Origin of the sequence: Salipiger marinus, from assembly GCF_035481585.1 — a bacterium.
Classification (GTDB): domain Bacteria; phylum Pseudomonadota; class Alphaproteobacteria; order Rhodobacterales; family Rhodobacteraceae; genus Salipiger; species Salipiger marinus.
In genome coordinates this window covers 73351-97688 of sequence record NZ_JAYKSL010000013.1, presented here as the reverse complement: position 1 = coordinate 97688, position 24338 = coordinate 73351, and the positions used below count along the sequence as shown (strand labels likewise).

General features: G+C 67.0%; 23 protein-coding genes. 11 read left to right on the top strand and 12 right to left on the bottom strand.

Going from position 1 to position 24338, the window contains the following annotated elements:
• From VK682_RS17185 to hpt, 6 genes are all read right to left on the bottom strand, one after another.
• Window positions 1-219: a hypothetical protein gene (locus VK682_RS17185; protein WP_089848542.1), complete on the bottom strand. Its 219-nt coding sequence runs from the start codon at window positions 217-219 to the stop codon at window positions 1-3.
• The gene (gene trmFO / locus VK682_RS17180) at window positions 216-1574 is read right to left on the bottom strand and encodes a methylenetetrahydrofolate--tRNA-(uracil(54)-C(5))-methyltransferase (FADH(2)-oxidizing) TrmFO (protein WP_089848824.1); all 1359 of its coding nucleotides are present in this window, start codon (window positions 1572-1574) and stop codon (window positions 216-218) included. The genes VK682_RS17185 and trmFO overlap by 4 nt, the downstream gene beginning before the upstream one ends.
• A 107-nt stretch (window positions 1575-1681) precedes the next feature.
• The gene (locus VK682_RS17175) at window positions 1682-2575 is read right to left on the bottom strand and encodes a c-type cytochrome (RefSeq protein WP_230797081.1); all 894 of its coding nucleotides are present in this window, start codon (window positions 2573-2575) and stop codon (window positions 1682-1684) included.
• Window positions 2576-2578: 3 nt separating this feature from the next.
• Window positions 2579-3037, bottom strand: a complete 459-nt coding sequence (locus tag VK682_RS17170) for a c-type cytochrome (RefSeq protein WP_089848546.1) — start codon at window positions 3035-3037, stop codon at window positions 2579-2581.
• A 231-nt stretch (window positions 3038-3268) separates the two neighbouring features.
• Window positions 3269-3424, bottom strand: coding sequence for a hypothetical protein (locus VK682_RS17165; RefSeq protein ID WP_311135844.1), 156 nt, complete (start codon window positions 3422-3424; stop codon window positions 3269-3271).
• A gap of 25 nt (window positions 3425-3449) precedes the next feature.
• Window positions 3450-3992 carry a hypoxanthine phosphoribosyltransferase gene (gene hpt, locus VK682_RS17160; RefSeq protein ID WP_230797080.1) on the bottom strand — a complete coding sequence of 181 codons (543 nt, stop codon included), beginning with the start codon at window positions 3990-3992 and terminating at the stop codon, window positions 3450-3452.
• Between the two features lie 70 nt (window positions 3993-4062).
• On the opposite strand from hpt, the gene VK682_RS17155 reads away from it, so the two are divergent.
• Window positions 4063-4509, top strand: a complete 447-nt coding sequence (locus tag VK682_RS17155; protein ID WP_089848552.1) for a type II toxin-antitoxin system RatA family toxin — start codon at window positions 4063-4065, stop codon at window positions 4507-4509.
• Here VK682_RS17155 and VK682_RS17150 read toward each other — a convergent pair.
• From VK682_RS17150 to VK682_RS17140, 3 genes are read right to left on the bottom strand one after another with little or no spacing between them, the layout of a single operon-like run.
• The gene (locus VK682_RS17150) at window positions 4500-4979 is read right to left on the bottom strand and encodes a CinA family protein (protein ID WP_230797079.1); all 480 of its coding nucleotides are present in this window, start codon (window positions 4977-4979) and stop codon (window positions 4500-4502) included. The two genes, VK682_RS17155 and VK682_RS17150, sit on opposite strands and share 10 nt — an antisense overlap.
• Window positions 4976-5461 carry a phosphatidylglycerophosphatase A family protein gene (locus VK682_RS17145; protein WP_230797078.1) on the bottom strand — a complete coding sequence of 162 codons (486 nt, stop codon included), beginning with the start codon at window positions 5459-5461 and terminating at the stop codon, window positions 4976-4978. The genes VK682_RS17150 and VK682_RS17145 overlap by 4 nt, the downstream gene beginning before the upstream one ends.
• Complete coding sequence (locus VK682_RS17140; RefSeq protein WP_230797077.1) at window positions 5458-6588, bottom strand: bifunctional 2-C-methyl-D-erythritol 4-phosphate cytidylyltransferase/2-C-methyl-D-erythritol 2,4-cyclodiphosphate synthase; 1131 nt, start codon at window positions 6586-6588, stop codon at window positions 5458-5460. The genes VK682_RS17145 and VK682_RS17140 overlap by 4 nt, the downstream gene beginning before the upstream one ends.
• A 174-nt stretch (window positions 6589-6762) precedes the next feature.
• On the opposite strand from VK682_RS17140, the gene dusB reads away from it, so the two are divergent.
• The 5 genes from dusB to ntrX all read left to right on the top strand — a co-directional run bounded on the left by dusB (window position 6763) and on the right by ntrX (window position 14014).
• Entirely contained in the window at window positions 6763-7746 is a 984-nt protein-coding gene (gene dusB, locus VK682_RS17135) for a tRNA dihydrouridine synthase DusB (RefSeq protein ID WP_230797076.1), read from the top strand.
• Entirely contained in the window at window positions 7743-8834 is a 1092-nt protein-coding gene (locus tag VK682_RS17130; RefSeq protein WP_089848562.1) for a two-component system sensor histidine kinase NtrB, read from the top strand. The genes dusB and VK682_RS17130 overlap by 4 nt, the downstream gene beginning before the upstream one ends.
• Window positions 8835-10205 carry a response regulator gene (locus tag VK682_RS17125; protein ID WP_089848564.1) on the top strand — a complete coding sequence of 457 codons (1371 nt, stop codon included), beginning with the start codon at window positions 8835-8837 and terminating at the stop codon, window positions 10203-10205.
• Between the two features lie 111 nt (window positions 10206-10316).
• The gene (locus tag VK682_RS17120; RefSeq protein WP_089848566.1) at window positions 10317-12599 is read left to right on the top strand and encodes a sensor histidine kinase NtrY-like; all 2283 of its coding nucleotides are present in this window, start codon (window positions 10317-10319) and stop codon (window positions 12597-12599) included.
• A complete protein-coding gene (ntrX, locus tag VK682_RS17115) occupies window positions 12596-14014 on the top strand; it encodes a nitrogen assimilation response regulator NtrX (protein WP_089848568.1) in 1419 nt (472 codons plus the stop codon). Before VK682_RS17120 ends, ntrX begins: the two co-directional genes overlap by 4 nt.
• A 26-nt stretch (window positions 14015-14040) precedes the next feature.
• Here the strand turns inward: ntrX and VK682_RS17110 are convergent, their stop codons facing one another.
• Window positions 14041-14595 (bottom strand): hypothetical protein, encoded by a 555-nt coding sequence (locus VK682_RS17110; protein ID WP_230797075.1) that lies wholly within the window; start codon window positions 14593-14595, stop codon window positions 14041-14043.
• Window positions 14596-14796: 201 nt separating this feature from the next.
• Between VK682_RS17110 and trkA the strand changes: the two genes are divergently transcribed.
• From trkA to hflX, 4 genes are all read left to right on the top strand, one after another.
• Window positions 14797-16173, top strand: a complete 1377-nt coding sequence (trkA, locus tag VK682_RS17105) for a Trk system potassium transporter TrkA (protein ID WP_089848572.1) — start codon at window positions 14797-14799, stop codon at window positions 16171-16173.
• Window positions 16174-16176: 3 nt separating this feature from the next.
• On the top strand, window positions 16177-17691 hold the full coding sequence (locus VK682_RS17100; protein ID WP_089848574.1) for a TrkH family potassium uptake protein: 1515 nt from the start codon (window positions 16177-16179) through the stop codon (window positions 17689-17691).
• A gap of 149 nt (window positions 17692-17840) precedes the next feature.
• Entirely contained in the window at window positions 17841-18080 is a 240-nt protein-coding gene (gene hfq, locus VK682_RS17095; RefSeq protein ID WP_089848576.1) for an RNA chaperone Hfq, read from the top strand.
• A 17-nt stretch (window positions 18081-18097) separates the two neighbouring features.
• Window positions 18098-19351 (top strand): GTPase HflX, encoded by a 1254-nt coding sequence (gene hflX / locus VK682_RS17090; protein ID WP_324782275.1) that lies wholly within the window; start codon window positions 18098-18100, stop codon window positions 19349-19351.
• 27 nt (window positions 19352-19378) lie between these two features.
• On the opposite strand, the gene VK682_RS17085 is transcribed toward hflX, so the two are convergent.
• Entirely contained in the window at window positions 19379-20305 is a 927-nt protein-coding gene (locus VK682_RS17085; RefSeq protein ID WP_324782267.1) for a phosphotransferase family protein, read from the bottom strand.
• Complete coding sequence (locus tag VK682_RS17080) at window positions 20302-22767, bottom strand: penicillin acylase family protein (protein WP_230797073.1); 2466 nt, start codon at window positions 22765-22767, stop codon at window positions 20302-20304. The genes VK682_RS17085 and VK682_RS17080 overlap by 4 nt, the downstream gene beginning before the upstream one ends.
• A 115-nt stretch (window positions 22768-22882) precedes the next feature.
• Between VK682_RS17080 and VK682_RS17075 the strand changes: the two genes are divergently transcribed.
• Window positions 22883-23755 (top strand): NAD(P)-dependent oxidoreductase, encoded by an 873-nt coding sequence (locus tag VK682_RS17075; RefSeq protein WP_230797072.1) that lies wholly within the window; start codon window positions 22883-22885, stop codon window positions 23753-23755.
• Window positions 23756-24338 lie beyond the last annotated feature (583 nt).

The following is a 24338-nucleotide window of genomic DNA, read 5'->3' as shown; positions in this document are numbered from 1 at the left end:
TCAGTCGTCGCTGTCGCGCCGTCCGTAGCGCCGCGCCCGCCGGTCCTCGCGCGCCTGAAAGATCAGCACCCAAGCCAGCAGGATGAACATGGGATGCGTCAGCCCGCCCGAGAACAGGATTGCCGGAACCCAGATCACGAAGACGACGATGGACAGGAAAATCCGCCCTAGCAGCAGGATCGACAGCGGCGGCAGGAACAGGGCAAGCACATAGTTCATGCGGGGATCACCTCCTCCTGTGCCGCAAGCCAGTCGGCCCATGCGGCCTTGGCGCGGTCGGTATAGGCCTTGTAACGGTCCTTGCGGCCGCGTCTGCCGCCGCGCAGCCCGGTCAGCGGCTGGAACAGGCCAAAATTCACGTTCATCGGCTGAAAGCTCTTGGCCTCGGCGCCACCGGTGATGTGATGGATCAGCGCGCCATGGGCGCTGTCCTGCGGCACGGGCGGCAGCGGCTGGCCAAGGATTTCGGCCACGGCCAGACGGCCCGCGACCAGCCCCATGGCGGCGCTTTCCACATAGCCCTCGACCCCGGTGATCTGTCCGGCAAAGCGCAGATGCGGGCGCGAGCGCAGGCGCATCTGCGCGTCAAGCAGCGTCGGCGAGTTGAGGAAGGTGTTGCGGTGGATGCCGCCCAGCCGGGCGAACTGCGCGTTTTCCAGTCCGGGAATGCGGCGGAACACCTCGGTCTGGGCGCCGTATTTCATCTTCGTCTGGAAGCCCACGATGTTGTAGAGCGTCCCCAGCGCGTTGTCGCGGCGCAGCTGCACCACGGCATAGGGTTTCTGGTCGGGCTGGTGCGGATTGGTCAGCCCCACCGGCTTCATCGGGCCATGGCGCAGGGTTTCACGCCCGCGTTCCGCCATCACCTCGATGGGCAGGCAGCCGTCGAAATAGCCTGCGGTCTCGCCCTCGTGAAACTGGGTCTTTTCGGCGGCGAGCAGCGCGTCGATGAACGCCTCGTAATCGTCGCGGGTCATCGGGCAGTTGATATAGGCCTTCTGCTCGGCCTCGGTCTCGCCCTTGTCGTAGCGGCTCTGCAGCCATGCCTTGCCCATGTCGATGCTGTCATGGTGCACGATGGGGGCGATGGCGTCGAAAAAGGCCAGCGCTTCTGTGCCGGTTTCGGCCTGCAGCGCGCGCCCCAGCGCGTCCGAGGTCAGCGGCCCGGTGGCGATGATCCAGTGGCCCTGATCGGGCAGGGCGGTGATTTCCTCGGAGGAGACGGTGACATTGGGCAGCGCCCGCAATGTCTCGGTCACATGGGCCGAAAAGGCGTCGCGGTCCACCGCCAGCGCGCCGCCCGCAGGCAGGCGATGCGCGGTGGCGGCCTGCATCAGCAGCGAGCCCGCCTGCCGCATTTCCCAATGCAGCAGCCCTACGGCATTCTGTTCGTGATCGTCGGAGCGGAAGGAGTTGGAACAGACCATCTCCGCCAGATTGCCGGTTTGATGGGCGAAGGTTTCCACCTTGGGCCGCATCTCGTGGATGACCACGTCAAGCCCGGCCCGCGCCGCCTGCCAGGCCGCCTCGGATCCGGCCATGCCGCCGCCCACGATATGAAGTGTCTTGTCCATGAAGCGCAGATAGGACATCGCGCGGGCGCTGTTAAGAGGGCAGCGTGGCAAACGGGGGCTCTGCCCCCGCACCCCCGGGATATTTTCAGCCGAAGGAAGAGCCGGGATCAGTCGAGGCGGCCACCTTCGGGCAGGGCCTTGAGATAGGCGGCGACGGCGGCGCGGTCTTCGGCGGGAAGGGCGGCGAAATTGGTGATGACCTCGACCATATGGCCGCCCGCGCTGTCATAGTCAGGGGTGAAGCCCGATTCGAGGTAATAGGCGATGTCTTCCGCGCTCCAGTCCAGCTGGTCGGGGGTGAGGCCGGGGATGGTGCCGCGCCCCGACGGATCGGGCGCGCCGGTCAGCCATGCGCTGCGGTCGAGCCCGCCGAGCGCGGTGCGCGGGCTGTGGCATTCGCCGCAATGGGCCAGCGCTTCGGCCAGATAGCGGCCCCGGGTGAGGTCGGGCGTGCTGGGATCGGGCAGCACGAAGCCGCGATCCGCGTAAAGCAGTTTCCAGACGCCGACGCCGCGGCGGAGGCTGAACGGGAAGGGCAGATCATGCGGCTGGTTCGGGGTGGCATCGGCGGGCAGGGTCGCCATATAGGCCCAGAGATCGGCCAGATCCTGCGGCGCCATCTGCGCATAGGCGGTATAGGGGAAGGCGGGGTAAAGGTGCTGGCCTTCGGGCGAGATGCCGCGCGTCACCGCATTGGCGAATTGCGCGAAGCTCCAGCCGCCGATGCCATGGTTGGGATCGGGCGAGATGTTGGGGGCGCGGAAGGTGCCGAAATCCGACGGAAAGCTCTGGCCGCCCGCCAGCACCAGCCGGTCCTCGCTGTCGGGGGCATGGTGGCAGGAGGCGCAGCCTGCGGCGGTGAACACCGCCTCGCCCCGGGCGGCATCGCCGCTGAGCCCGGCCAGCAGTTCCTCTGGGACGGGATCGGGGGCTGTCAGCACCCATCCGGCCCCGGCGAGTGCGACACCCGCCAGAGCCACACCTGCAAGCAGCCTGCGCATGGCTTACTGCGGGGCGCGGTAGGTGTCGTGGCAGGCCTTGCAGGCGCCGCCAAGCCCGCCCATGGCGGGGCCGATCGCCTCCTGCCCGGTGGCGGCAACCTGCTGCATCGCGCTGGCCGCTTCGCCGAAGCCTGCCCATTTCGAGGCAAAATCGTCCATGTTGTCCCAGATCTCGGCCTTGGCCCGGGTGCCGTCCATGTCCATTTCCGACGAGCCTTCGGGCCAGAGCGGCGGCTGGTTGATGGTGGAGACGGCGACCAGCGTGTCAGCAGCGGCCTGGGCGGCTTCGGCGTCATATTCGGTCTTGCCCTGAGCCATGTCGCCAAGAATGCCAAGGTTGATGGCCATGATCCGGAACTGCCCCTGACGGGCCTTCACATTGCCGGACAGATCCTGTTCCTGCGCCAGCGCGCCCGTGGCAAGCAGCGCGACCCCCGCTGCGGCTGCAATCGTCATCTTCATCAGAAACTCCCTTGCTTGATCATGGCTGGGCGGGCGGATGCCCGGAAAAACCTTTGCCAGCGTAGCGTAACACCTTTGTGGATCAAGACTTTTGCGCGCGGCCCGCGCGGGCGACAGCCCGGCACGGGCGGCGGGAATTCCCTTTGGGAACAGGGGGGTTGCGGGGTGCTGCGGATCCTTTGGCACCGCGGTGGGGCAGGGGATCACGAAACCTTCATCATCCCCCTGCGGTCAGGGCCGCAGGGGCAGGCGCAGCCGGTCGGGCGACAGCGCCTCCGGCCAGCCGATCCAGCGTTCCACCGCGTAAAGCGCAAGGCAGAGCGCCAGCACGATCAGCACCAGCCTCACCCGCCCGGCAGAGGGCGGGTGGCGGACCCAGCGGGCCATGCGCAAAAGCCAGTGCAGCGGCATGTCAGGCGTCGGTGAAGCGCACCTTGCCGATGAAGGGCAGGTTGCGGTTGCGCTGCGCGAAGTCGATGCCATAGCCCACGACAAATTCATCGGGGATCTCGAAGCCGATCCAGTCGGCGCTGAGCTGCACCTCGCGCCGGGCGGGTTTGTCCAAGAGGGCGATGGTGCGCAGCTTGCGCGGCTTGCGGCTCTCGATCAGGTGGATGACATGGCTGAGCGTGAAGCCGGTATCGACAATGTCCTCGACCAGCAGCACGTCGCGGCCTTCGATGGGGGAGCGCAGATCCTTCAGGATCCGCACCTCGCGGCTGGTTTCCATGCCGTCGCCGTAAGACGAGGCTTCAAGGAAATCGACCTCCACCGGCAGGTGCAGTTCGCGCACCAGATCGGCGATGAACACGAAACTGCCACGCAGCAGCCCCACCACCACCAGCTTCTCGGTGCCGGCGAATTCCGCCTCGATGTCGCGCGCCAAGGCCTCGATCCGGGCGGCGATGGATTTGGCAGAAATCATCTGGTCTACCACATAGGGCTTGTCTGGCATGGTTCTCCCCTTGCAAAGCCGGGCGCAGCATAGGAAACCTGCGGGCGTTGTCACGCGATAAAGGGGCGTCATGCCAACCCATTCCGAGACGAAGCGCCTGCCGTATACGGCGCAGCAGATGTATGATCTCGTGGCCGATGTCGCGAATTATCCGCAGTTCCTGCCATGGACGGCGGCCGCGCGTATCCGCACGCGCGAGGACAAGGGCGATCACGAGGTGATGCTGGCCGATCTGGTCATCAGCTTCAAGGTGTTCCGCGAACGTTTCGGCAGCCGCGTCACGCTGTGGCCGGAGCCGAAAAAGATCGACACCGAATATCTGGACGGCCCGTTCCGGCACATGATCTCGAAATGGCATTTCGAGGATGCGCCGGAAGGCGGGGTGGACGTGCATTTCTTCGTGGATTTCGAGTTCAAGAACCGCATCCTGCAGGGCGCGGCGGGCATGTTCTTTTACGAGGCGATGCAGCGCATCGTGCGTGCCTTCGAACGGCGCGCGGCAGAGCTTTACGGCTGAGGCAGGGCGGCGAGGATCAGCGCCAGCGCGTGATCCGTGGCGGCACTGCGCACCTGCGCCCGGCCAATCGCGCCAAACTCCACCGTCTCGGTGCGGGTGCCGGTGGCGCTTGCCAGCGCGAAACACACCCGGCCTTCGGGCTTGAACTCCGACCCGCCGGGCCCCGCGATGCCCGAGATGGAGACGGCCAGATCGGCGCCTGCGGCGGCGCGCGCGCCTTCGGCCATCTCGCGCGCCACCTCCTCGGACACCGCGCCATGGGCGCTGAGCGTGGCGGGCGCGACGCCCAGCATGTCGGTCTTGGCGGTGTTGGAATACGTGACAAAGCCGCGCTGGAAGATCGCCGAGGATCCGGCGATGTCGGTCAGCGCCGCCGCCACCATGCCGCCGGTGCAGCTTTCGGCGGTGGTGACGGTCCAGCCTGCGGCGGTGGCGCGCTGCAGGATCCGGCTGGCAACTGTGTCGGTCACATCAGCACCCCATGCGCAAGCCCGGCCAGCAGGATGGTCACCACGGCGGCGAACACCCCCGCAATCGCGTCATCCAGCATGACCCCCATGGCGCCGCCCTGCCGGTCGGCCCAGCCCACGGGGCCGGGTTTCCAGATGTCAAAAAGCCGGAAGACCACGAAGGCCGAAATCCAGCCCGGCCACAGCCGCCACGGCTCCACCGACATCATCGCCGCGCCGTAAGCCACCGGAAAAAGGGCAATCCACTGGCCCGCGACCTCGTCAATCACGATCCAGGACGGGTCATGATTCACCATGCCCGCCGTCACCCGGTCCGTGGCGATCCAGCCCAGCACGAAGACCGCGACCGTGGCCGCCAGCAGCAGCCAGAACCCGCCCGCCAGCAGCAGCGCATAGGCCACGGGCAGCGCCGCAAGCGAGCCCCATGTGCCGGGGGCGGGCCGCAGCAGGCCCACATAAAAGAAGGTGGCGATCAGTTTCATGGCTTCACCAGCGTTGCGGTTGCAAGGGCGGCGATGCCTTCTTCGCGACCGGTGAACCCGAGCCGTTCCGAAGTGGTCGCCTTGACCGACACGCGCCCCACCTCCAGCCCCATGATCCGCGCCATTTCCGCCATCATCGCAGCGGCATGGGGGGTGATCTTGGGCTGTTCGCAGATCAGCGTCACGTCCACGTTGGAGATGGTGTAGCCGCGCGCTCTGGCAAGCTCTGCCGCGTGGCGCAGGAAAATCTCGGACGCGGCACCTTTCCACTGCGGATCGGAGGGCGGGAAATGCCGTCCGATATCGCCTTCGGCCAGCGCGCCATAGATCGCGTCGGTCACGGCATGCATGCCCACATCGGCGTCGGAATGGCCCTGCAGCCCGCGCCCGTGCGGCACGCGCAGTCCGCACAGCACCACATGGTCGCCGGGGCCGAAGCGGTGCACGTCAAAGCCATTGCCGAGGCGAATGTCCATCTTGGTCTCCAGTAAGGCTGCGGCGCGGGGGAAATCCTCCGGGCCGGTGATCTTGAGGTTGCGTTCCTCTCCCGGAACGATGGTGACGGGCAGGCCTGCGGCGCGCGCCACCTCCACATCGTCAAGCGCGCCGCCGGGATGGGCGGCATGGGCGGCGGCGATGGCGGCATAGGCAAAGCCCTGCGGGGTCTGCGCGCGCCAGAGCCCGCTGCGGTCGCGCGTGCCGGTGACCTGTCCCTGATCCCCGGTCCAGAGCGCGTCGGTCACCGCCAGCGCCGGGGCGGCACCGGGCGCGTCAGCCAGCGCCTCCAGCACGGCGCGGATCACCGTGCCCGACACGCAGGGCCGCGCCACATCGTGAATCAGCACATGGTCGGGCGGATCGCCTGCCAGCGCCGCCAGCCCCGCGCGCACCGATCCGGCGCGGTCCGCCGCCCCGTTCACCAGCGTGACGGGCAGGCCCTGCGCTGCGGCCTCGGCCTCGGGGCGGTCATCGGGATGGATCACCAGCACCATGGGGCCGAAGGGGGCAAACGCCTCCAGCGTCCAGCGCGCCACGGGCCTGCCTGCAAGCGGGCGCCACTGCTTGGGCACACCGCCCCCGGCGCGGCTGCCGCGGCCTGCGGCGACGATGATGGCGGCTGTTTTCATGCACGGTCCTCCGGCGTCCCTCTCTAGGCGCTGCATCGGGGCTGCGCAATCACCGGCGGGAAGCTGCCCATAAAACAGGCAAACGCGCTTGAGTGGCGCGCGGAATGGGGTCAAGAGATTGAACACCGGCAGGGGGCGCGTTACCTCCGAAGCATCTGCACAAGGAATAGGCGCTTGAGTTTCTCGCTGGGTGACAGGCTTGTCGATCCCCCGGTCCTGCTGGCTCCGCTGGCGGGAATCACCGATCTGCCCTTCCGCAGGCTGGTGGCGGGCTTCGGCGCGGGGCTGGTGGTGTCGGAAATGATCGCCAGCGGCGAATTCCTCACCGCGCGTCCCGGCACCCGCGAAAAGGCGGAACTGGGCGCGGGCATCGAAGGCACCTCGGTGCAGCTCGCGGGCCGCGCCCCCGGTCCCATGGCCGAAGCCGCGCGGCAGGTGGCCGACATGGGCGCCAAGGTCATCGACATCAACATGGGCTGTCCCGCCAAGAAGGTGACGGGCGGCTGGTCCGGTTCGGCGCTGATGCGCGAGCCCGACCATGCGCTGCGCCTGATCGAGGCGGTGGTGGGGGCCGTGGATGTGCCCGTCACGCTGAAGACCCGGCTGGGCTGGGATGGTGACTGCCTGAACGCGCCCGATCTGGCGCGCCGCGCCGAAGCGGCGGGCGTGCGCATGGTGGTGATCCATGGCCGCACCCGCTGCCAGTTCTACAAGGGCAGCGCCGACTGGGCGGCGATCCGCCGCGTGTCCGAGGCGGTGTCGGTGCCGGTGATCGCCAATGGCGACATCACGGATGCGGCAACTGCCCGCGCGGCGCTGGCGGCGTCGGGCGCGCAGGGGGTCATGGTGGGGCGCGGCGCACAGGGCGCGCCGTGGCGGCTGGCGCAGATTGCGGCGGAACTTTACGGAACACCGGCACCGAGCGTGCCGCAGGGAAAGGCATTTTTCCGAATGGTAGCAGAGCATTATGAGGCGATGCTAAGCTTTTACGGCAGCGATCTCGGAGGCCGTGTCGCGCGCAAGCATCTGGGCTGGTATATGGACCACGCCCATCCCGAACCCGCGCTGCGCAAAGAGGTGCTGACTGGTCGCGATCCGGCTCAGGTGCTGGCGCTGCTGGAACAGGCGCTGGACAGCGAACAGGCGGTGGCAGCATGAGCACCAATGCCGAACTGCTGATGCAGCTGTGGTCGTCGCTGCCGGTCCCCGCGATCCTGCTGGATGCCGAAGAACGCATCGCCGACATGAACCCCGCCGCCGAGGGGTTCATGAACAACTCCGCCAAATGGCTGGTGGGGCAGCCGATCTGGGACCGGCTGGCGGTGGACGCGCCGCTGGAGGAAAGTCTGGGCCGCGCCCGGCAGCATGGCACGCCGCTTTTTGTCAACGACGTGGATGTGGGCACCGGGGCCCGCCCGCCGCTGGTCTGCAACCTGCAGCTGGCGCCGGTGCAGAATTACCCCGGCTGGTTCATCATGCTGATTTCGCCGCGCGAACTGGCGGGGCGCATGACGCAGAGCCATTCGGTGAAATCCGCCGCCAAATCCGCCATCGGCATGGCCGAGATGCTGGCCCACGAGATCAAGAACCCGCTGGCGGGCATCGCGGGCGCGGCACAGCTGCTGTCCATGAGCCTGACCAAGGACGATCTGGAACTGACCGATCTGATCGTCGCCGAAACCCGCCGCATCGTGAAGCTGCTGGAGCAGGTCGAACAGTTCGGCAACCTGTCGGCGCCGGAAATGAAGCCCGTCAACATTCATGACGTGCTGGACCGCGCGCGGCGGTCGACCCAGCTGGGCGCGGGCGCGCATATGAAATTTGTCGAGGAATACGATCCCTCGCTGCCGCTGGCCTATGGCGATCCCGACCAGCTGCTGCAGGTGGTGCTGAACCTGCTGAAGAACGCCGCCGAGGCCGCCGACAGCAAGGCGGGCGGGGTGATCCGCCTGCACACCTTCTACGAACACAGCTTCCGGATGCGCCGCGCCGATGGCAGCACCCAGAAGCTGCCCCTGCAGGTCGAGGTGATCGATGATGGCCCCGGCCTGCCCGAAGACATCCGCGGCGACATCTTCGACCCATTCGTGTCGGGCCGCGAAAACGGCACCGGGCTGGGTCTGGCGCTGGTGTCCAAGATCATCTCGGATCACGACGGCTGGATTTCGGTGGATTCCGTCCCCGGCCGCACGGTTTTTCGTATTTCGTTGCCGCGCGCCCCGCGCGAGTCAGAGGAGAACAGGTAAATGGATGGCACGGTTCTTGTCGCCGACGACGACCGCACGATCCGCACGGTGCTGACACAGGCACTGACGCGGGCGGGCTGCAAGGTGCATGCCACCTCGTCGCTGACCACGCTCATGCGCTGGGTCAGCGAGGGCAAGGGCGACGTGGTGATTTCGGACGTGGTCATGCCTGATGGCAACGGTCTGGAAATGCTGCCGAAAATCCGCATGGACCGGCCCGATCTGCCGGTCATCGTGATCTCTGCCCAGAACACCATCATGACCGCCATTCAGGCCGCCGAGGCCGAGGCCTATGATTACCTGCCCAAGCCCTTCGATCTGCCCGACCTGATGAAGCGGACGGCCAAGGCGCTGGACAACCGCAACCGCACGCCGCGCCGCGACGAGCCGACGATCGGCGCCGATGCGCCGGACGAACTGCCGCTGGTGGGCAAGACCCCGGCGATGCAGGCGCTCTACCGGCTGGTGGCCAAGGTGATGAACACCGATCTGCCGGTGCTGATCTCTGGCGAAAGCGGCACGGGCAAATCGCTGATCGCGCGCGCCATCCACGACTTTTCCGACCGGCGCACGCTGCCCTTCATCACCGTGACCGGGGCTGACCTGTCGGATCTCGAAGGCCCGGCGCGGGTGCTGGCGCGGGTCAAGGGCGGCACGCTGCTCATCGACGAGATCAGCGACATCCCCGACGAGATTCAGGCCCGCATCGTGCGCATGATGGACATTCCCGGCGAACATGTGCCGCGCTTCATGGCGACCAGCCAAGGCGATCTGGCACAGGCGATGGAAGATGGCCGGGTCCGGCAAGATCTGTATTACCGTCTGTCCGGCGCCACCATCACCGTGCCGTCCTTGCGCGAGCGGGTCGAGGACATCGCGCTGCTGACCGAGCATTTCCTTGCCCGGGCCGAACGCGAGGGCGCCTCGAAACGCTGGCTCAGCAAGGATGCGGCGGAGCTCTTCCGCGCCTATAGCTGGCCCGGCAACGTGCGGCAGCTGGAAAACGCCGTGCGCCGCCTGAGCCTGACCAGCCGCACCGAAGAGATCACCCGCACCGAGGTGGAGGCCGTGCTGGGCAACCAGCCCGAGACCGGCCCGATCCTGCGCGGCGGTGACAGCGAAAAGCTGGGCACCTCGGTGGCGCGTCACCTGCGGCGCTATTTCGACCTGCATGGCAACATGCTGCCGCCGCCGGGGCTTTACACCCGCATCCTGAAGGAGGTCGAAGGCCCGCTGATCGAGATCGCGCTGGAGGCCACCGGCGGAAATCAGGCGAAATGTGCCGATCTTCTGGGAATCAACCGCAATACTCTGCGCAAGAAGATCACCGATCTGGATATTCGCGTGACACGCCGCCGCAAGCTGATGTAAAAGCGTCACAGGCCTGTGGCCGTTCTGCGTCGCTTCGGCGGCGCAGGGCGAAACGCCACAGCATATGGCGGTTGGCTGCATCCTGCAGCACATCAATGGTGAGGTGGGTCTGTGGCCACCAAGGCACGGAGCACGACTTGGGCGCGGCTGAACAGGCTGCGCCGGCAGAGACGCGTGCAGAACGTGGCCACGCTGGGACTGGTGCTGCTGGGGCCGGTTCTGGCCGGGCTGACCTTCATGGTGCTGGGGCCGCTGGATGGCGGCTCGGCGCCGCTGACCAGCCTGCGGCTGGTCCTGCTGGCCGATCTTGTCTATGTCCTGCTGATCGCGGCGCTGGTGCTGTTCCGCGTCGCGCGCATGATCGCGGACCGGCGCGCGCAGTCGGCGGGTTCGCGCCTGCATCTGCGGCTGACCGGGGTGTTTGCGCTGATGGCGCTGCTGCCCACGGTGACGGTGGCGGTCTTTGCGGTTCTGACCATCAATATCGGGCTGGAGACGTGGTTTTCCAGCCGGGTGCAGAACGTGGTCGGCGCCTCGCTGGCCGCTGCGGAAGCCTATGAACAGGAACAGCGCGAAGGCCTGACCGAGGATGTGGCCGCCCTTGCGCGCTTTCTGAACGCGGCGCGGCGGGCGAATTTTGCGCTGGATGACGGCGATCTGCGGCAGGTGCTGGCGCAGGGGCAGGGGCAGATCCAGCGCGGGCTGCGCGAGGCCTATGTGATCGACGGCGCCGGAGAGATCCGCGCGCGCGGCGAACGGTCCTATCTCTTCAACTTCGAACGCCCGGCGGAGCCGGATTTCCTGCGCGCCGAGGCCGAGGGCGCCGCGATGATCCCCGACTGGGACAATCACGAACTGCGCGCGCTGGTGCCGCTGGCCGCCTTTCCCGACCGCTATCTTTACGTCAGCCGCGAGGTGGACGGCAACCTGCTGAACCTGCTGGACGAAACGCAGGAAACCGCGCGCTTCTACCAGCAGCAGGAAAGCGAACGCGGGCGCAGGCTTTTCGATTTTGCGCTGCTTTATCTGGGCTTTGCGCTGCTGCTGATCCTTGCCGCCACATGGCTTGGCCTGTGGTTCGCCGAACGGCTGGCGCGGCCCGTGGGCCGTCTGGCCGGGGCGGCGCAGCGCGTGGGGGCGGGCGATCTGGACGTGCAGGTCATCGAGGAAGAGGGCGATGACGAAATCGCCATGCTGGGCCGCTATTTCAACCAGATGACCCGCCAGCTGAAAGGCCAGCGCGAGACGCTGCTGGAAAACACCCGCCAGATCGAACGCCGCCAGCGGCTGTTCGATTCCGTGCTGTTTTCGGTGACGTCCGGCGTGGTGGGGCTGGATGCGGATGGCAAGGTCGCCTTCGTCAACCGGTCTGCGCAGCGGCTGCTTGGCTGGTCCGAAACGCGGGCGGCGGTGCCGATCCCGGTGGCGGTGCCGGAGTTTGGCCCGCTCTTCACCCGGCTGCGCGAGGCGCGGCTGGAAACCGCGCAGGAAGAGGTCAAGGTCAGCCGCGAGGGGCGGCTGGAGCATCTGCTGGTGCGGCTGTCGGTGCGGCGGCGCGATGACGGCACGCTGGAAGGCTATGTGATGGCCTTTGACGACGTGACCGATCTGGTCAGCGCGCAGCGTATGGCGGCATGGGGCGACGTGGCCCGCCGCATCGCGCATGAGATCAAGAACCCGCTGACGCCGATCCGGCTCTCTGCCGAACGCATCCGGCGCAAGTTCGTGCGGCAGGTGCTGCCCGAGGATGCCGAGAAGCTGGAGCAGATGACCGAGGTGATCGTGCGCCAGACCGAGGATCTGCGCCGCATCGTCGACGAGTTCAGCAAGTTCGCCCGTATGCCCGAACCCGAACGCAAGCCCGAGGATCTGCGCGCGCTGCTGCGCGGGGCGGTGCTTTTGCAGGAAACCGGCCAGCCCGGCGTGCGCTTCGTGACCGATCTGCCGGACGAGGCAATGCCCGCCGAACTGGACGCCACCATGATCGGGCAGGCGCTGACCAATCTTATCAAGAACGCGGGCGAAGCCATTGAAAGCCTTGTGGAACATGGCGCGCCCGAAGGTCACGCGCCGGAAATCCGCATCAGCCTTGCCGCCGAAGATGACCGCGCCGTGATCCGTATTGCCGACAATGGCGTGGGCCTGCCCGAAGACCGGGCGCGGCTTTTCGAGCCCTATGTGACCACCCGCGACAAGGGCACCGGGCTTGGCCTGCCCATCGTCAAGAAGATCATCGAGGAGCATGGCGGCACGCTTGCCCTCGACGACGCGCCGCTTTTTGGCGGTGCGGTCCGTGCCGGAGCCATGGCGGTGGTGCGCCTGCCGCTTGGCGCCGCCGGGACGCGGCCGGATCAACTGCACAAGACCCATTCGGAACTGGAGAGGCAGACATGAGCGACATTCTGATCGTCGATGACGAACGTGACATTCGCGAACTGATCGGGGACATTCTCGAGGACGAAGGCTACACCACACGGCTTGCCGGGAATTCCACAGAGGCCATGGCCGAGGTCAACGCCGAACCCCCGGCCTTGATGATCCTCGACATCTGGCTGAAGGACAGCAAGATGGACGGGATCGACATCCTGAAAACCGTCAAGCGCGACAATCCCGATATTCCCATCATCATCATCTCGGGCCATGGCAATATCGAAATCGCCGTCGCGGCGATCAAGCAGGGCGCTTACGACTTCATCGAAAAGCCGTTCAACATCGACCAGCTTCTGGTGGTGATCCGGCGCGCGATGGAAACCTCGCGGCTGCGCCGGGAAAACCTGAAGCTGAAGCGGCGCGATACCGAAGTGGCACAGATGATCGGCGAAAGCGCTGCCTTCCGCGCGCTGGTGGGCCAGCTTGACAAGGTGACGCGCTCCAACGGGCGGGTGATGCTGACCGGTCCCGCCGGCAGCGGCAAGGAGGTGGCGGCGCGCTACATCCACGCCCATTCGGGCCGCGCGCAGGCGCCGTTCATCACCGTGAACTGCGCGGGCGTGGAACCCGAGAACATGGAAACCGTGCTTTTCGGGCGGGAAACGGCGGATCGCGGCGTAGAGCCGGGGCTGCTGGAACAGGCGCATGGCGGGTTGATCTATTTTGACGAAGTGGCCGACATGCCGCTGGGAACACAGTCGAAAATCCTGCGGGTGCTGGTCGACCAGAGCTTCACGCGGGTGGGCGGCACCGACAAGGTGCGGGTCGATCTGCGCGTCATCTCCTCCACCAACCGCGATCTGGACGAAGAGATCACGCTGGGCCGTTTCCGGCAGGAGCTGTTCCACCGGCTGAACGTGGTGCCGATCGCGGTGCCGTCGCTGGCCGACCGGCGCGAGGACATCCCCGTGCTGGCGCGGCATTTCATCGAAAGCTTCAACCGCAGTCAGGGCCTGCCGCTGCGCAGCCTGTCAGAAGATGCGGTGGCGCTGCTGCAGACCATGGTCTGGCCGGGCAATGTGCGCCAGCTCAAGAACCTGATCGAACGGGTGCTGATCCTTGGCGACAGTTCCGGCCCGATCGAGGCGCGGGAACTGCCGCAGGACGGTCCGGCCAGCGGCGACGAGGAAGGCCGCGTGGTGCTGTCGGGCACGCTGGCGACGCTGCCGCTGCGCGAGGCGCGCGAGGCGTTCGAACGCGAATACCTGCTGACCCAGATCAACCGGTTCGGCGGCAACATCTCCCGCACGGCGGCCTTTGTCGGCATGGAACGCTCGGCCCTGCACCGCAAGCTCAAGTCGCTGGGGGTGGTGACCGGGGCGAAATCCGGCGGGCGGCTGGCCTTTCTGGACGATGACGCGGTGCAGGAGGCGGGCTGACCGCCCGCACCGCCAATACGCCGCGCCTAGTGCGGGCGCGGGTCCTGCCGCCATGTCAGCAGTTCGCGCCCCTCGAAGATCCATGTCTTCTGCGGTTCGGGGCGCGGCCCGCGCGGCACCTTGGCCAGCAGCATCACCGGCGGGTCGATCAGCGGCAGCCCCCCCCGGCGGGTCAGCGCCTGACGCGCCGCCATGCAGGCGGCCAGCATCTCGTGCCGGTGATGCCCGCCGCCATCGTTGAGCCCGAAGCTGTGCCAGCCCCGTCCGGCTGCGCGCGCGACAAGCGCCAGCAGCACCGGCACGGCGGGATCCTCTGGGTCGCAGCTGTTGGCGGTCACGCCGCAATAGCGCCAGCCTTCGAGCCTGCAGAACGTGTCGGCGGCAATCGCCTCGGGGCAGAGCGGATGGCGCAGGATCCAGACCAGCAGCTCGGCATTGCCGGGCAGGTCCAGTGACAGATCCGCCGCAGTCTGGAACCAGATCTGCGGGTCTGGATGGTCTTCGAGCCAGTCGCGGGCACTGCCCTCGAACGTTAGCTGAAACAGAAAATGATGCGCAAAGGCGCTGCGGGGATCGGTCATAATGGGCACTCGTATACAGGTTTACAGCTTGGGTTTCCAGCATGGAGTTATGGCAGAAATCTGTCCGAACTGCGGTATTTTTGGGCGCGCCGCATTCTGCCGGGGCGAGGCGGGGCAAAAGCCCGCGCGGGCGGGCGGATTGACCGCTGCCGCAGGGCGTGTCATGCGGGTCGGACGTCTGGGGCCGAAGGGCAGGAGCGCATGAAAGTCATCATCTGCGGCGCGGGACAGGTGGGCTGGCAGATCGCCCGCCATCTGTCCGGGGAACGGAACGACGTGACCGTGGTCGACAGCAACGCCGATCTGGTCCGCCGGGCCACGGATTCGCTGGATGTTCAGGGGATCGCGGGCTTTGCCTCCTATCCCGACGTGCTGGAACGGGCAGGCGCCCGCGATGCCGACATGATCATCGCCGCCACCCATTCCGACGAGGTCAACATGGTCACCTGTCAGGTGGCGCATTCGATCTTTTCGATCCCGCGCAAGATCGCGCGGCTGCGGGCGCAGAGCTATCTGACCGCGATCTATTCCGATCTGTACCGCCGCGACCACCTGCCCATCGACGTGGTGATCTCTCCCGAGAAGGAGGTGGCAGAGGCCGCGCTGCAGCGTCTGTCGGCGCCCGCCGCCTTTGACACGGAGGTGTTTCTGGACGGGCGCGCGCAGCTTCTGGGGCTGACCATCGATGCCAACTGCCCGGTGGTGAACACGCCGCTGCGGCAGCTGACCGACCTGTTTTCCACCCTGCGTTCGGTGGTGGTGGGCATCCGGCGCGACGGATCGCTCTTCGCCCCCGAACCGCGCGACCAGCTGTTCGAGGGTGACAGCTGTTATGTGCTGGTCCATGCCGAGGACATCCACCGCACCATGGAGATCTTCGGCAAGGCGCAGCGCAAGCAGGAGCGGGTGGTGGTGCTGGGTGGCGGCAATGTCGGGCTTGCCGTGGCCCGCGCGCTGGAAGGCCGCGCCGACCGCATCCGCGCCAAGGTCATCGAAAAGGACCGCCGCGCCGCCGAACGTGCCGCCGACGCGCTGGAACGCACCATCGTGCTGCATGGCGACGGGCTGGATACCGCGCTGCTGCGCGAGGCGGGCATCGACAAGGCCGATGCAGTGCTCTGCGTCACCGATGACGAAAAGACCAACCTGCTGGCCGCCGTGCGCGCCAAGGCCGAAGGCTGCCCCATGGCCATCGCGCTGATCAACGATCCCACGCTGGTGCCGCTGATGGAGCCGCTGGGGGTGGACGCGCATATCAACCCGCGCTCCACCACGGTCAGTTCGATCCTGCGCCATATCCGCCATGGCCGGGTGCGGTCGGTCTATTCCATCGGCGATGCCGAGGCCGAGGTGATCGAGGCGGAGGTGCTGTCCACCTCCTCCATCTCCGGGCGCATGATCCGAGAGATCGACTTCCCCGAAGGCGTGCTGGTGGGCGCGGTAATGAAGCAGGGAAAGGTGGTCAAGATCACCGGCAATCTGCGCATCGAGGAAGGCGACCGCATCGTGCTGTTTTCCCTGACAAAAGACGTGCCGGAGGTCGAGCGGCTCCTGCAGGTCAGCATCGATTTCTTCTAGATCATGACGTCGCTGGCCCGCATGCCGCTTCTTCTGCTGCTGGCGGGGCTTGCCAGCGCGTCGATGATCGCGCCCGCCGCCGTGGCGCTGGCGGAGGAAAGCTTTCACGACGCGCGCAGCTTCTTTTATGGCGGCATCGTCGGGCTGGTGCTGACCACGCTCATCACCATCGCGCAGGCGACGCGGCGGCACAACCGCACCGCCTCGCGGCAGCTTCTGGCGCTGCTTGCCGCCTTCGTGGTGCTGCCCGCCGTCTTTGCTGTGCCGTTTCACGAGGCGGTGCGCACCACCAGTTTTCTCAACGCCTATGTGGAGATGGTGTCGAGCTTCACCACCACCGGATCCACGCTGTTTGCCCCCGACCGGCTGTCGGCGGCGGAACATCTGTGGCGCGCGCAGGTGGGCTGGCTGGGCGGGCTGCTGATGTGGGTGGCCGCTGCCGCCATCCTTGCGCCGCTGACCCTTGGCGGGTTCGAGGTGACGGCCTCGGGCGAGCCGGGGCAGTCGGTGGCCGCAGGCAGCGCGCGGCGCGACATGTTCGATCCGTCGCAGCGGCTGGCCACCACCGCCTCGCGGCTGGTGCCGGTCTATGTCGGGCTGACCGGGGCGCTGTGGCTCTTGCTGCTGATCGCGGGCGATCCGCCGCTGCTGGCGCTGATCCATGCCATGTCGACGCTGGCCACCTCGGGGATCTCCGCCGTGGCGGGGCCGTCGCAGGCGCCAAGCGGCATGGCGGGCGAGATGATCATCTTCTGCTTCCTGTTCTTTGCGCTGTCGCGGCTGACCTTTTCCGGCGACACGCGCGGCCTGACCCGGTCGCGGCTGCGCGACGATCCGGAATTCCGCATGGGGCTGCTGATCGTGCTGGCGCTGCCGCTGACGCTGTTCCTGCGGCACTGGATCGCGGCCTTTGACGTGGGCGCCGAACAGAACCTTGGCGCGGGGCTGCGCGCGCTCTGGGGCGGGCTTTTCATGTCGCTGTCCTTCCTGACCACCACCGGCTTTGAAAGCGGCGACTGGAGTGCCGTGCGCTTCTGGTCGGGGCTGGAAACGCCGGGGGTGATCCTGATGGGGCTTGCCATCATCGGCGGCGGTGTGGCCACCACGGCGGGCGGGGTGAAGCTGCTGCGGATCTATGCGCTTTATCTTGCGGGCGTGCGCGAGATGGAAAAGCTGGTGCATCCGCATTCGGTGGGCCGGTCCGGGGTGATGGCGCGGCGCATCCGGCGGCAGGGTGCCTTCGTGGCTTGGGTGTTCTTCATGATGTTCGCCATGAGCATCGCCGCCATTTCGCTGGCCTTCGCGCTGACCGGGCTGGATTTCGAGAATGCCATGGTCATGACCATCGCGGGGCTGACCAATTGCGGCCCGCTGATCCGGGTTGCGGCAGAACAGCCGGTTATCCTGAACGAACTTGGCGCCACGGCCAAGATGATCTATGCCGGAGCCATGGTTCTGGGGCGTCTGGAGCTGCTGGCGATCTTTGTGCTGCTGACCCCCGGCATCTGGCGCGACTGACTGCCCGGCGGTTGGGCACCCCCTGCCGCGCGGCGCAAGTTGCGTGATTTCGGGGATTTTTGCTCTGGAAGTTCCCTGACCCGCAAGACATACTCCCCCAGACGGGGGAATGCCGAGACCGGCAAAGACAAGAACAAAGGCTAGACTCAATGGCTTCGGACAGACAAAATCTTCAGGACGCCTTTCTCAATCACGTCCGGAAGACCAAGGTTCCGGTGACGGTTTTCCTGATCAATGGCGTGAAATTGCAGGGTGTCATCACCTGGTTTGACAATTTCTGCGTTCTGCTGCGCCGTGATGGCCAATCGCAGCTTGTGTACAAGCACGCGATTTCCACCATCATGCCGTCGCAACCCATCAACCTTTATGACGGCGACGACGCTTCTTGAAGGAACATGACACGCATGTGACCCGCGCATGGGTTCTGCATCCCGACCTCAAGGGGGACCGGGACCGTAGGGATGCCGACATGGCGCTGGAAGAGGCGGTGGCGCTGGCCGCCGCCCTGCCGGATCTGGAAGTGGTGGGCGCCACCGTGGTGCCGCTGCGCGATCCGCAGCCGGGGACGCTCTTTGGCTCCGGCAAGGTGGCCGAGCTGAAATCCGTGCTGAAAGAGGCCGAGGCCGAACTGGTGCTGGTCGACGGCCCGGTGACCCCGGTGCAGCAGCGCAATCTGGAAAAGGAATGGGGCGTCAAGCTTCTGGACCGGACCGGGCTGATCCTTGAAATCTTCTCCGACCGTGCCGCCACCCGTGAAGGGGTGCTGCAGGTAGAGATGGCGGCCCTCAGCTATCAGCGCACGCGGCTGGTGCGGGCATGGACCCACCTTGAACGCCAGCGCGGCGGGCTTGGCTTTGTCGGCGGCCCCGGCGAGACGCAGATCGAGGCGGACCGCCGCGCCATCGACGACCAGTTGGTGCGGCTGCGCCGTCAGCTCGACAAGGTGGTGAAGACCCGCGAACTGCACCGCAAGGCGAGGGCCAAGGTGCCGTTCCCGATCGTGGCGCTGGTGGGCTATACCAATGCCGGAAAATCGACGCTGTTCAACCGCCTGACCGGGGCGGAGGTGCTGGCCAAGGACATGCTGTTCGCCACGCTGGATCCCACCATGCGCGCGGTGCGTCTGCCCACCGGGCTTGACGTGATCCTGTCCGATACGGTGGGCTTCATCTCGGATCTGCCGACCGAACTGGTCGCCGCCTTCCGCGCCACGCTCGAAGAAGTGCTGGCGGCCGACATCATCTGCCATGTGCGCGACATCTCGCATCCCGCGACCGAGGAACAGGCGCAGGATGTGGCGACCATCCTGCGCTCGCTTGGCGTGGACCGCGACGTGCCGATGATCGAGGTCTGGAACAAGATCGACCTGCTTGATCCCGAAGAGCATGATGGCGCGCAGGCGCGGGCCGCACGCGAGGAGCATATCTTTGCCACCTCCGCGCTGACCGGCGAAGGGCTGGACGTGCTTCTGGAGGCGGTCACCGAAAAGCTGCAGGGCGCCGCCATCGAGGAGGATCTGCGGCTTGGCTTCAGCGAGGGCAAGCGCCGCGCCTGGCTCTTTGAGAAAGGCTTCGTGGTGTCCGAACAGCAGGACGAAGACGGCTATCTGCTGCATCTGCGCTGGACGGTGCAGGACCGATCAAAGTTTGAAACCGTCTGAGCTTCTGTCTGTAACGGATTGATTTACCTAGATAAGTGGCGCGTCTGAGTCGATGATCAGGCGCGCCGCTGCCAGTTTCAGCGCCTGCCGCTGCGACGGCTGCGCGGGGGTGCGGCACCAGAGCCCCAGCGCATAGGCGCGCTGCAGGAACAGCCGCAGCTCTGCAGGCGTGTCGCGGTCGTCATAGCCGGAGGCCAGCGCCGCCGCCATCGGGGCAATGTCGCCGCCCAAGGCCACGGCATCGATCAGCAGCGCCACCAGATCGCGCGCGGGATCATCCTCTGCCGCATTCTCCACATCCAGCCCCCAGAGCGCGCCGTCGCTCACCACAAGGTTCGACAGATGCAGGTCGCGATGGGTGACCGCGCGCGGCACCGGCAGGCCGCGCAGCTTTGGCACCAGCGCCTCAAGCTGCGCCAGAGCCTGCGCAAATTCCGCCATCTCGGGGAAGGGGCGCAGACCATCCCGCGCCTCGGTCAGGCGGCGCGCAAGCCAGCCCATCTGCCGCGCCGGGCGCATCTTGCCCTGCCTGCGGCTGAGCCTATGCAGGGCGGCAAGCCAGCCGCCCGCCCGGGTCATCAGGGCCGCCTTCGCACCGGGATCGAGCCCGGGCCAGAGGGCCGCGAGGGTGGCACCGGGGGCATAGTCCATCACCAGCACCAGCCGGTCGGCGTCAAAGCCCAGCACCTGCGGCACCCGCCATGGGCCCGCCGCCAGTGCGCGGCCCAGCTCGGCCTGCCGTGCCGCCTGTGCTGCTGCGCGCGCCGCCTCTGCCGGGGCATAGACCTTGGCCACCAGATGCCGGTCGGGATGGGCGGCGCAGAACACCTGCGCGCGCAGCGGCTGGTCAAGGTTCTTCAGACAGCCCAGACCCCAGTCCCGCCCCGGAAACATGTCCGCCAGCGTGGCGCGGGCCAGCGCCTGCGCCTCTGCCCGCGTCAGATGCGTGGTCACGGTGTGACAAGCCGGGTGATGCCGACCGAGGCCGCCCGTGCCAGATCCTGATCCAGCGACATGGGCAGATATTCGCCGCGCCGCCACAGCGTGCCCAGATCGTCGTAATGGCGCGACAGGAAATGCCCCGACTCGCCGGTGGACAGGATGTAGACCGAACTGTCGGGATCGGCGAAATCATAGACGCCGCGATAGGTTGCGCCATGCACGTTGCTGAACGGCTGCGGATCGCGCCCCGAGGTGCGCCCGCGCTGCAGGGTGAAATCCCCGCCCGAGGTGCTTTGCCGGATGTTCACGAATGACCGCAGCAGCGGCACGTTGCCCAGAACCGGGTGTTCGTGCTTTGCCTGATGCGCATCGCCCCAGCGCAGCGATTCCAGCGCCGTGCCATGGCGTTCGCCGACCCAGACCAGCGCATCGTCCAGCGCCATGCGCGCGATGTCGGAACAGGTTTCCACCACCACCGATCGGATCACGTCGCACCACACGCCCGCGCCGTCGATGTCGCGGAACACCCTTTCGATGAACAGCGGCTCCACATGGGTGTAATTGTCGGCAAGCGGCCCGATCTCGTCCCGGATCAGCCGGTCCTGCAGCGCCCGCAGCCATGCCGCATAGAGCAGCGGCTCGGGCAGGTGCTCGTTCATCTCGCCGTTCCAGTTGGCCAGCAGATCAAGCGCACGCTGGCGCTGGCGTTCGGGCGTGCCTTCGGGGGCGGCCTCGCCGGTATACCACAGGTCGCGCCCGATCAGCGGCAGCAGGGTGCGCGCGGCGGGCGACACGGTGTCAAGCTGCGCCTCGATGAAACTGTCGCGGGTATGGACCTGCCGCCCGGTCATCAGGCTCTGCCAGCGCATCACCCGCTGGCTGTCGCCCCAGTCAAAGCTGACATGTTCGGGGAAGGGCCGGTCGATGACCTTGTTGTTGGTGTTGCCGACGATGCCGCCGGGCGGGTCCAGAAACAGCGGATTGGCGCTGTCGGGCAGGCGGCCCTGCCAGCGGTTGGCTTCGATCCAGCCGGGGCTGGGCAGGCGGCCCTGCGACTGATGCGCGGGATCGCGCGCGGGCATGGTGCCGATCAGCTTCATGGCGATGCGCTCGCCGTCGATCAGCGTCAGCATCTGCGAGGGCGCGACATAAAGCTCGGAGGCCGCCAGCGCCTCGTCGACGTCCTGCGCCCGCATCAGCCGCAGCGCGGCAGAGAGCGAGGTATCGGCCCCGTCCAGCGCCGTCCATGCCAGCGAGACCACATCGCCCTGCGGCGTGATCGAGCCCAGATCGAAGGCGCTGCGCGGCAGCACCGGGCCGTTTTCGGTCCAGCGCAGGGTCAGGGTGACGGGCGCCTCGTTCTTGATGTCGACGATGGTGCGGCGCGTCTCGAAGGCGGCGAAGCCGTCGGGCGTGCGGTAGCGGTCGGGATTGTCGGGATCCAACTCCTCGATGAACAGATCCTGATCGTCGAGATAGGAGGAGGTCAGCCCCCATGCCAGATGTTCCGACCGGCCCAGCATCACCGCCGGAACCCCCGGCACGGTGCCGCCGATGACCCCGCCCGAGGACAGCTCCAGCCGTGCCAGATACCACGTGGAGGGCGCGGTGAAGCCCAGATGCGGGTCATTGGCCAGCAGCGTGCCGCCCCCGGCAGAGCGGGCGGGGCTTGCGGCCCATGCGTTCGAGGCCCCGGCAAGGCCGCGTTCGGGGAAGGGCGACAGCGCGTCCATCTCATGCGCCGCCGTGGCGAAGGGCTGCAGGGTCTTGCCGGGGAAAAGCTGCGCGTAATCGGGCAGGGCGGCGGTGCCCGCGCCGGGAATGTCGGGCAGGATGTCCTGCAGCCGCGCCGGATCGGGCAGCGCCAGCGAAGTCTGGGCGCGCAGGATTTCCTCGCGGAACTGGCCAGAGAGCTGCAGCGCCATCAGCTTGACGATGGCAAGGGAATCCGCAGGCTGCCATGGCGCGATGGGGGCGTTGAACAGGAAGAATTCCGGCGCGCCACGGCCAAGGCTTTCGGCATTGATCTCGGCGATGCGGGCATTGACGCCTGCGGCATAAGCCTCCAGCGCCTCCAGTGCCTGCGGATCCTGCGCTGCCACCGACCGCACGGCCAGCGGATAAAGATCAAGCCTGCGCATCAGCGTATCGGTTTCCAGCGTGCGGCGGCCAAAAAGCTCCGACAGGCGCCCCTGCGCGGTGCGGCGCAGCAGGGTCATCTGCCACAGCCGGTCCTGCGCATGGGCATAGCCCAGCCCGAAATAGGCGTCGCTGTCATTTTGCGGGAAGATATGCGGCACGCCTGCATTGTCGCGCACGATCTCGATCTCGGCGCGGCTGCCCTCCACGGCAAGCACCTTGTCATAATCCGGCAGCGAGCGCGCGGCGAGGTAATAGACCAGCCCAAGCCCCAGCACGGCGAGCAGGATCGCAGCGCTGGTCAGCCTGAGCAGCCATCGGAAAAGTGTCGCCATGTCGCGCTCCGCCTCTGTCAGCCTGTCGGGGGATTACCGGAGCCCCGCCCCCTTGCCAAGGGGCGGGCAAGAGGGGAGAACAGGGACAATTGCAGCGGTAACGGGAGCTTGAACCATGGCAAAATGCGCATTTCTGGGGCTGGGGGTGATGGGCCATCCGATGGCGGGGCATCTGGCCCGGGCCGGTCACGAGGTCGCCGTCTACAACCGCACCGCCGCCAAGGCGCAGGCCTGGGTCGAGGAATTCGGGGGCCGCATGGCGCCGACCCCGCGCGAGGCGGCGGAGGGCGCGGAGTTCGTCATGGCCTGCGTCGGCAATGACGATGACCTGCGCGCCGTCTGTCTGGGCGCCGAGGGCGCCTTTGCCGGCATGTCCGAGGGGGCGGTGTTTGTCGATCACACCACGGTCAGCTCCAGGGTGACGCTGGACCTGTATAAGGTGGCCAAGGAAAACGGGCTGGGCTTTGTCGACGCGCCGGTCTCTGGCGGGCAGGCGGGCGCGCAGAACGGCCAGCTTGTGGTGATGTGCGGCGGCGACCAGCCCGATTACGACAGCGCCGAGCCGGTGATCGACGCTTATGCCAAGCTCTGCCGCCGCATCGGCGAGAGCGGCGCCGGGCAGACCTGCAAGATGGTGAACCAGATCTGCATCGCGGGGCTGGTGCAGGGTCTGTCCGAGGGGCTGGCCTTTGCCGAGAAGGCAGGCATCGACGGGCGCGCGGTGGTCGAGGTGATCGGCGGTGGCGCTGCGGGGTCGTGGCAGATGATGAACCGTTACGAGACGATGCTGGACGACAAGTTCGAGCATGGCTTCGCGGTGGACTGGATGCGCAAGGATCTGGCGATCTGCCTTGCCACCGCCGAGGAAAACGGCGCCGCACTGCCGGTCACGGCGCTGGTGGACCAGTTCTACAAGGACGTGCAGAAGATGGGCGGCGGGCGCTGGGACACCTCGAGCCTGATCAAGCGGCTGAAGGCCTTCGACTGAGCGCTGCTGACGGGGCGGCGCGCCGCCCCGTCTTCCTGCAGCGATCCGGGCGCGGCGGGAACCGTCCGTCAGGGGGCGGACAAATATAAGGAAGGGGGGGCTCTGCCCCCGTCCGTCACAGACGGGCAAAGACAGAGTGACAGGGGGCTCTGCCCCCGTCCGTCACAGACGGACAAAGGACGATTGACAGGGGGCTCTGCCCCCGTCCGCCTGTGGCGGACTCCCCCGGGATATTTGCAGCCAATGGAAACGCTGAGGTGGTGGCGGGCCGCGCCGCCGCGCGCGGGCTTTCTGCAGGCGCGGGGGTGGGGGCGGGTGCAGGTTTTCCACAGGCTGTCACATTCCATATTGTCATCCGGGGCGGGATGCCCCTATGGTAACTGTTAGGCCTGTTCCCCCGCGGGGGGAGGCCCCGAGAGTTTCGCTGCCCGGGCGCCGTCCGCAAGAGGACCCCAGGCAGACCGATCTGGCCGAAAGGCCAAGAATGCCGATCTGGCCGCGAGGCCATGAAAGACCGCCCGGACCGCAGCTTGCGGCGGGCCGCAACAAGGCGCAGCGGGCCTGTCCCGGAGGCGTCGGAGAA